Below are 7,463 nucleotides of genomic sequence, written 5' to 3' on the forward strand. Positions count from 1 at the left end.
CCCCGGCCCAGAACCCCTCGCGCACGTACGATTCCCCGATGACGTCGACAACGGCCGAGGTCGAGGCGGGGACGGCTCCGAAGCGGGCGAAGGCGATCCTGGTCGCGCTGATCCTGGTCGCCGGGGTGGCCAACATCAATCTCGCGGTGGCGAACGTCGCGCTACCCGACATCGGCAAGGCGCTCGACGCGAGTTCGACGCAACTGAATCTGGTCGCGGTCGGTTACTCACTCGGTCTCGCGGCGTCGGTGCTCTATTTCGGGGCGCTGGGAGACCGGCACGGCCGCAAGCGGATGCTCGTCTTCGGTATGTGCCTGTCGATCCCGGCGTCCATCGTCGCCGGGTTCGCGCCGAACGTCGAGGTCCTGTTCGGTGCTCGACTGGTGGGTGGCATCGCCGCGGGCCTGGCCTTCCCGACCACCCTCGCGGTGATCACCGCCCTCTGGTCCGGACCGAAACGTGTGCGGGCGATCGCCGCGTGGTCGGCGTTCGGCGGTGCGATCTCGGCGCTGGGACCGGTGTTGTCCGGGGCCCTGCTCGAGGTCTTCTCGTGGCACTCGGTGTTCCTGGTGACCCTGCCGCTCGCCGTCGTCGCCCTGCTCGCGGCGTGGAAGTTGGTGCCCACCGACACCGGTGACGAAGCGGCGGTCGTCGACAACCTGGGCGGCGTCGTGTCCATCGTGATGGTGGGATCGCTCGTTCTTGCGATCAACTTCGCCCCGAATTCCGATCAGCGACTGCAGGTCTACATCCTGGCCGCGATCGCGGTGCTGGCCGGGGCGGGCTTCGTCTGGCGGCAGCTGCGTGTGCGCGTCCCGTTGTTCGACCTGCGGATCGCATCCCGACGCACCTTCTGGGTCGCGGCGGTCGGGGGTCTCATCGTGTTCGGCACCCTCATGGGCGCGATGTTCATCGGTCAGCAGTACATGCAGAACGTGCTCGGATACTCGACACTCGCGGCGGGCGCCACGATCCTGCCTGCTGCGCTGGCGATGATCGTCGTCGCACCGCGGTCGGCGAAACTGGTGCAGAGCATGGGATCGCGGTTCACGCTGCTGAGCGGCTACGTCTTCATCGTGGTCGGACTGGTGCTCGCCATGCTCACCTGGGATGAGCACGCCCACTTCTGGCATGTCGGCCTGGTGTACGTCCTCGTCGGGGTCGGCGTCGGACTGGCCGGAACCCCCGCATCGCAGTCGCTGACCGGCTCGGTGCCGGTGCAGCGCGCCGGGATGGCATCGAGCATGTCCGATCTGCAACGCGATCTCGGCGGCGCGATCCTCCAGTCGACTCTCGGGGCGATCCTGACGGCGGGTTACGCGAACCAGTTGCGGGACACCATCTCCGATTCGCCCCAGGCCGATCAGGTGACCGAACAGACCGAAGCCGCGCTGACGAAGTCGTTCTCGAGTGCGGAGGTCCTGGCCGAGCGCTACCCGCAGTACGCCGATCAGATCATCGGTGCGGCCCGCGACGCGTTCGTGCAGGGCGACAAGAGCGCCTACGGAGCTGCTGCCGTCATCGTCCTGGTGGGCGCGGCCGTGGTGTTCTTCTTCTATCCCAAGCACGAAGCCGAGCGAACGGCGATGGCGGAGTACGCCAAGCAGCGCAGCCTCTGAACCGCTGGATCAACCGGCACCAGAATCCGGTGGTGATTCGAACGCGGCCAACAGCATTCGTGCCGCCATCGCGATGAGGGATGTGCGATCGGCGTCTCGCGGTCGCTGCAAGGCGATGCGCAGGCACAGGCTCGCGGTCGCGCCCATGGTGAGGAAGACCAGCTCGTCGATGGCCTGATCGTCGAGGTCGGGCCGTAGACGCGACGGCAGGACGCGTGCCAGGGGGAGGAGGGGCCCCTCGACCTCGGCCCACGCATCGCCGAAGCCGTGATCCCCGATCTCGAGCGAGGCACGCAGTACCGGTGCGTGCGACTCGAACGCCGAGACGAGGGTCTCGACAACCGTGACCATGGCGGTGTGTGGTTGCTGATCCATCGCCCGCCCGATCCCGCTCGCGAGGGTCGCGGTGATGTCGTGGACGGCGGCGAGACGCAACTCCTCGACGATCGCGTCCATGTCGGCGAAGTAGCGGTACACCGTCCCGATGCTGACGTGCGTGTGGTCGGCGAGTTCGGCTGTGGTCGGCCGACGACCGGGGCGGCGCTCCAGGAGTGTGAGGGTAGACGTGAGGAGGCGCTGCCGCATCTCCCGACTGCGCTGCTGTCGGGGGGACTTGCGGCGTTGCGATGCGGTGCTTTTGGAGCTCGTCGACGGTGCCATCAAAAGTGAATAGTAAGTGAGGATTGCTCGTGTTCTCATGGATCCATGGAACCGGGCGCCCCCACCGATCTCGTGAACACCGATCTCGCCGTGCAGCGATTCGGCGCGGCCGGCCGCGAGTGGCTCGATCAGATGTGGCTCGCCGACCCGCTCGCCGACGCGGTGGCCGCCGACAAACAACCCGGCGGGCCGACGACGACGGTGCTGCGGGCGGCGCTGGCGGACGGCATCGGCGCGGTCGACGACGCCACCGACTCGCTGCGCGACCTGTTCGCGTTCCTCGACGACGAGCCCGACTGGGTCGATCACGATCGGATGAGCCGCGCGGCCGACGCGCTGGTCGTCAACACCGCACCGCTGGGCATCGTGCTCGGGGCGGCATCGCTGGTCCGTGGGGCGGGGAACACGATCGCGGGCAAGCCGCTCGCGGTCACCGGACGCTACGTGTCCCAGCCGGCCGTGCGATCGGTGGAGGTCGGCGAATGGCTGGGGCAGGTGCTGACACCCGGCGGGATGCGTCGCGACGGAGCCGGGTTCGCGTACACGGTGCGGGTCCGGATGATCCATGCGCATGTCCGTCACATGCTCACCACGCGCGGGGACTGGGACGAGAAGGCGTGGGGGGTGCCGATCCCGCAGCCGTACATGGCGTTCACGATCGCCGAGTTCGGCCACATCGCGATCGACGCGATGCACACACTGGGTGTGCGGTTCACCGACCGCGAACTCGCCGACATCTACCACCTGTGGCGGTACGTCGGCCACGTGGTCGGGATGAGTCCGGAGCTCAACCCGGTGTGCGAGGCCGACCACGTCCGCATCGAGGACCTCTATCGGCTGACCTCACCCGGGCCGGGCCCCGACGATCGCGACTTCGTGGTCGCGCTGACCGACGACTACCTGGTCCCGGAGCTGGCGGCGGTCTTCCCGGGGCCAGAGGCACTGCGGCGGCGACTGGCCACGACGGTCATGCACGGACTGCAGCGGGTGTTCATCGGCGATGCCGATGCGGATGCGCTGGGAATCCCCGACGGACGGATCACGTCTCTGCTGGGCCGGGTCGGACCGGTTCTGGCGGTGGCGGGTTCGGCGCAGCGCGCCGGCGGCGCGAGGCGCGCGCGGGCACGGGTCGAGAAGGCCTACCGGGCGCGGGATGTGGCCATGGCACGGATGCGCGAGGACTATCGCGTCACCCATGACCTGGTCGACACCGCGCCGGCTGCGCCGGTGGCCGCTCAGCCGTCGAAGCGACTGGCGGCCGTGACGTCCTCGGTCAGGCAGTAACTCACCGAGAGAGGCTGCGCGAAGGCCCATTTTGTCTCGTCCTCGGTGCAGGTGAGGGAATCGCCGCCCCGGCTGACGGTCTTGGCGAGGATGGTGCTGTCCGCGGGGGAGGCGCCACATTCGACCTCGCGGTAGTCGGCGAGCTTGCCGCCGTTGACGGGGATCTGGTAGCACTTGTCGACCGCGAAGTTGGGTGTGAGGCAGAGCTTCTGGTCGCCCTGGCCGAAGGTGAGCGCAGAGGTGTTGGGGGTGCCGCACTCCGCTGAGGCGTTGACCTTGTCGGCGGCGTAGAAGGTGAGGCCCTCGGTCCCTTCGCAGTCGGCCGTCGTCGCCTCGACCTTGCCGTCGCCGGCCTCACCGCCGATCTGCAGGCACTCGCCCACGTCGATGTCGGAGGCCTCCTCGACCGACTGCGAGCCGACGCTGACGCTGCAGGCCGCCAGCGCGGAGAAGCCCACGCAGGCCGCGATCACCGCGGCGCGTCGACCCAGCTGCCAGAAGGGCTTGTCCACCGACGGAACGTCGATGCCGGGCTCGGCAATCCGGTCGGCGGTGGGATGCGAATGACTGGGGGTGCTGCGCGACATCGTGGTTCCTATCGTTGGGAGTGGGCGGATGCCCGGGTCTCGGTGGCACATCGTGGTCGGCTCATCGTGGTCGGGCTCATCGTGGTGATCGGGTGATGAACGACAGGATGTCTCCGGGCGCTTGATGCGAACTTGGGGTCGACTTGTCCGGCCCTTGAGGGGCCTGTCCAAGTCGCCCCGGACGTCGCGCGCGAGAGAGGAGAGCCGATGTCCGTTCCATCCGGCGATGTCGTCCGTGTGGTGCTGCCGCACCAGTTGTTCGAGGCGCACCTCGACGCGGGGTCCGGCACCCGCTTCGTGCTCGTCGAACACGACCTGATGTTCCGGCAGTACCGGTTCCATGTACAGAAACTGGTCCTGCACCGGGCGAGTATGCGCAGGTTCGCGCAGCGGCTGCGGGACCGCGGCTTCGAGGTCGACATCCTGGAGACCGATGCGGACGTGTCCAGTCACGACCAGCTTGTCGGCCACCTGTCCAGCCGGAAACCGGCGACCGTCCACCTGTATGACGTCGTCGACGACTGGCTGACCGGGGATCTGCTGGCGGCCTTCGAGCACGCCGGGTGCCCACTCGCGGTCGACGACATCGCCGAGAGCCCGAACTTCCTCACCACCCGTCGCCAGGTCCGGGAGTTCTTCGACGGGAGTCGCCCCCGGATGCAGCAGTTCTACACCTGGCAGCGCCGGCGGCTCGGCGTACTCGTCGACGACGAGGGCAAGCCGGCGGGCGGGCGGTGGAGTTTCGACACCGAGAACCGGAAGAAGCTGCCGAAGAACCGTGAGGTTCCGCAACCGACACCGCCGGAGCGGCATCCGGAGGTCGACGCCGCCATCGCCTGGGTGACGGAAGCGTTCCCCGACAACCCCGGTGACGCCGACGGCTTCGACTGGCCGACGGGTCACGACGAGGCGCGCGCGATGTTCGAGCAGTTCCTCACCGACCGGTTCGTGGAGTTCGGGCCCTATGAGGACGCGATCAGCACCGAGCACCCGTTCGTCTTCCATTCGCTGCTGACGCCCGGACTCAACATCGGGCTGTTGAGTCCGCGAACGGTGTTGGCCAGGGCCCTGGAGGTCGGTGACCGCAACGGCGTCCCCCTGGCCAGTGTCGAAGGTTTCGTCCGGCAGGTGATCGGCTGGCGGGAGTACATGCGGGCGTCCTATGAGATCCGCGGACGGGCTCTCCGAAGCCGGAACCATCTGGGCCACGACCGGAAGCTGTCCGACGGGTGGTGGACCGCGGAGACCGGCCTCGAACCGGTGGACCTCGTCATCCGGCGAGTCCTCGCCCGTGGATATGCGCACCACATCGAGAGATTGATGGTCCTCGGCAACGCGATGTGTCTGCTGCGTACGGATCCCGAGGAGATCTACGAGTGGTTCATGGAGATGTTCGTCGACGCCTACGACTGGGTGATGGTCCCGAACGTGTACGCGATGAGTCAGTTCGCGGCCGGCGAGGCGATCACCACCAAGCCCTACGTGTCGGGAAGCAACTATCTGAAGAAGATGTCCGACATCCCGTCCGGGGACTGGGCCGACGAATGGGACGCGTTGTACTGGACCTTCGTTCGCGACCACCGAGATGTCTTCGAGGCCAACGCCCGCTCGAATTTCCTGGCGCGGGCCTACGACCGGTTGCCGTCGGGCACGAAGGCGGCGCACAGCCGCCGCGCCGGCCGCTGGCTGGGCTGATCGCACCGGCGGTTCGGCGCCGACGGGGTCAGGGCCGACGGGTCGGCGCCGACGGGTCAGCGCCGTCCGAGTGACTCGTCGAGTGCTTCGAGCTGTTCGGGGCGGACGTCGCGGAGTACGGCGAGGGTTGCGGTGATCGCGAGGTCGCAGGCTTCGTCGACGCCGGCGCCGTCGACGATGAGGGCGCGGTGGGCGACGTCGAGGCTCATGCCCAGTAGGAGCGAGGCGAGGGTGTCGGCGCTGGCGGCGATGCGCGCGCCGCGTTCGGCGTAGTTGTCGCGCAGGCGGGCGGCGATCCGGGGTTCGAGTGCGGCGTAGAGCCGGCGGTCGCTGCCGCCCTCCCGGTGGCCGATGAGGACGCGTAGGCCCGCCGGGTGGCGTCGGGCGTAATCGAACAGGGCCTGCACCGAGTAGCGGGCGCGGGCACCGTAGGGCATGTCCTCACTCGCGTCGTACACCTCGAACATGAACGAGGTGAAGGTGTCGAGTTCGCGGGTCATCACCCGGTTGACCAGCTCGTCACGGGACCCGAAGTGCGCGTAGAGCGTCACCCGGGTGGTGCCGCCGCGCTCGGCGATGGCGGTCATCGTGGTCCGTTCGGCGCCGACCTCGGCGATGACCGCGCACGCGGCGTCGAGCAACTCGTCGTCGGTGGGCCGGTTGCGCGTGTTACGGGCCGGCCGCGCCGCGCCGGCGTCCGTCCGCACCGGGTCGTCATCGTCTCCGGTGGCCACGTCGTCCCGGTCCCGTTCGTCTCGTCCGTGCCTGCTGACCGCCGCGGCCTAGGAGGCGAGATCCTCGACGGTACGACCGAAGTAGGCCGCCTCGACCATGTCTCGGCGACCGCGGAGTTCGCTCGCGGGCGCCGAGAGCGCGACACGACCATGATGGAGCACGATCGCGGCGTCGGCGATGCCGAGGGCGAGATCGATGTGCTGCTCGACGAGGACGACCGCCATCTGGTGCTCGTCGGCGATCGACCGCAGCCGGGGCAGGAGGTCCTGGACCGCGACCGGGGACAGGCCGAGGCTCAGTTCGTCGATGAGCAGCACCTTCGGGTCCGCGAGCAGCGCCTTGGCGAGCGCGAGCATCTGCTGTTCGCCGCCGGACAGATTGCCGCAGCGCCGGCCCCGCATCGTCTTGAGCTTCGGGAAGTACTGATAGACGGTGTCGAGGTCGGGACCGTTGCGACGCTTGGCGAGACGGAGGTTGTCCGACACCGACAACCGGTGGAACACGCCCCTCGTGTCGGGTACCAGGGTCACCCCGCGTCGCGCGTTGCGCTCGATACGACGATCGATCGGATCACCCAGGGCGGTCACCGTGCCCGACATCAGTCCGAGCGCGCCTATCGCGGCGAGCAGGCTCGTCGTCTTGCCGGCACCGTTGGGACCGAGCAGTGCCAGGATCTCGCCGGGGCGGACGGAGGCGCTCAGACCGCGGACCGCGGGGACCCCGCCGTAACCGACGGTGATGTCGTCGATCTCGAGGACCGCCGCCGACGGCGAGGGGGCGCCGGGCACAGGTGCGGTGGGTTGTGCACTCATCACAGCTCCTTCGGAGCATCGGCGGACGGGGAACCGGCCGGCCCGGGATCGGTGGTCGCGGAGTCGGTGGT

General features: G+C 68.6%; 7 protein-coding genes. 3 read left to right on the plus strand and 4 right to left on the minus strand.

Annotated elements, in window-relative coordinates; all coding sequences use genetic code 11:
• The first annotated feature begins 38 nt into the window (after positions 1–38).
• Positions 39–1,619: an MFS transporter gene (locus ACFW3F_RS20965; RefSeq protein WP_388060834.1), complete on the plus strand. Its 1,581-nt coding sequence runs from the start codon at positions 39–41 to the stop codon at positions 1,617–1,619.
• A gap of 9 nt (positions 1,620–1,628) precedes the next feature.
• Here ACFW3F_RS20965 and ACFW3F_RS20970 read toward each other — a convergent pair whose 3' ends face one another.
• Positions 1,629–2,204 (minus strand): helix-turn-helix domain-containing protein, encoded by a 576-nt coding sequence (locus tag ACFW3F_RS20970; protein ID WP_388060836.1) that lies wholly within the window; start codon positions 2,202–2,204, stop codon positions 1,629–1,631.
• Positions 2,205–2,324: 120 nt separating this feature from the next.
• On the opposite strand from ACFW3F_RS20970, the gene ACFW3F_RS20975 reads away from it, so the two are divergent.
• Positions 2,325–3,563, plus strand: a complete 1,239-nt coding sequence (locus ACFW3F_RS20975; protein ID WP_388060838.1) for an oxygenase MpaB family protein — start codon at positions 2,325–2,327, stop codon at positions 3,561–3,563.
• Here the strand turns inward: ACFW3F_RS20975 and ACFW3F_RS20980 are convergent.
• Entirely contained in the window at positions 3,515–4,150 is a 636-nt protein-coding gene (locus ACFW3F_RS20980) for a pyridine nucleotide-disulfide oxidoreductase (protein WP_388060840.1), read from the minus strand. The genes ACFW3F_RS20975 and ACFW3F_RS20980 overlap by 49 nt on opposite strands.
• A 207-nt stretch (positions 4,151–4,357) precedes the next feature.
• Between ACFW3F_RS20980 and ACFW3F_RS20985 the strand changes: the two genes are divergently transcribed.
• A complete protein-coding gene (locus ACFW3F_RS20985) occupies positions 4,358–5,845 on the plus strand; it encodes a cryptochrome/photolyase family protein (protein WP_388060842.1) in 1,488 nt (495 codons plus the stop codon).
• Between the two features lie 56 nt (positions 5,846–5,901).
• Here the strand turns inward: ACFW3F_RS20985 and ACFW3F_RS20990 are convergent, their stop codons facing one another.
• A complete protein-coding gene (locus ACFW3F_RS20990) occupies positions 5,902–6,579 on the minus strand; it encodes a TetR/AcrR family transcriptional regulator (protein ID WP_388060844.1) in 678 nt (225 codons plus the stop codon).
• Positions 6,580–6,627: 48 nt separating this feature from the next.
• On the minus strand, positions 6,628–7,392 hold the full coding sequence (locus tag ACFW3F_RS20995; protein ID WP_388060846.1) for an ABC transporter ATP-binding protein: 765 nt from the start codon (positions 7,390–7,392) through the stop codon (positions 6,628–6,630).
• Positions 7,393–7,463 lie beyond the last annotated feature (71 nt).

Source organism: Gordonia sp. NPDC058843 (genome assembly GCF_042743165.1).
Taxonomy (GTDB): Bacteria; Actinomycetota; Actinomycetes; order Mycobacteriales; family Mycobacteriaceae; genus Gordonia.

Bases quoted from the DNA above. Each gene is read 5' to 3' on its own strand.
- ACFW3F_RS20980 (WP_388060840.1), bottom strand. From the start codon at position 4,150: ATGTCGCGCAGCACCCCCAGTCATTCGCATCCCACCGCCGACCGGATT.
- ACFW3F_RS20985 (WP_388060842.1), top strand. From the start codon at position 4,358: ATGTCCGTTCCATCCGGCGATGTCGTCCGTGTGGTGCTGCCGCACCAG.
- ACFW3F_RS20965 (WP_388060834.1), top strand. From the start codon at position 39: ATGACGTCGACAACGGCCGAGGTCGAGGCGGGGACGGCTCCGAAGCGG.
- ACFW3F_RS20970 (WP_388060836.1), bottom strand. From the start codon at position 2,204: ATGCGGCAGCGCCTCCTCACGTCTACCCTCACACTCCTGGAGCGCCGC.
- ACFW3F_RS20995 (WP_388060846.1), bottom strand. From the start codon at position 7,392: ATGAGTGCACAACCCACCGCACCTGTGCCCGGCGCCCCCTCGCCGTCG.
- ACFW3F_RS20975 (WP_388060838.1), top strand. From the start codon at position 2,325: ATGGAACCGGGCGCCCCCACCGATCTCGTGAACACCGATCTCGCCGTG.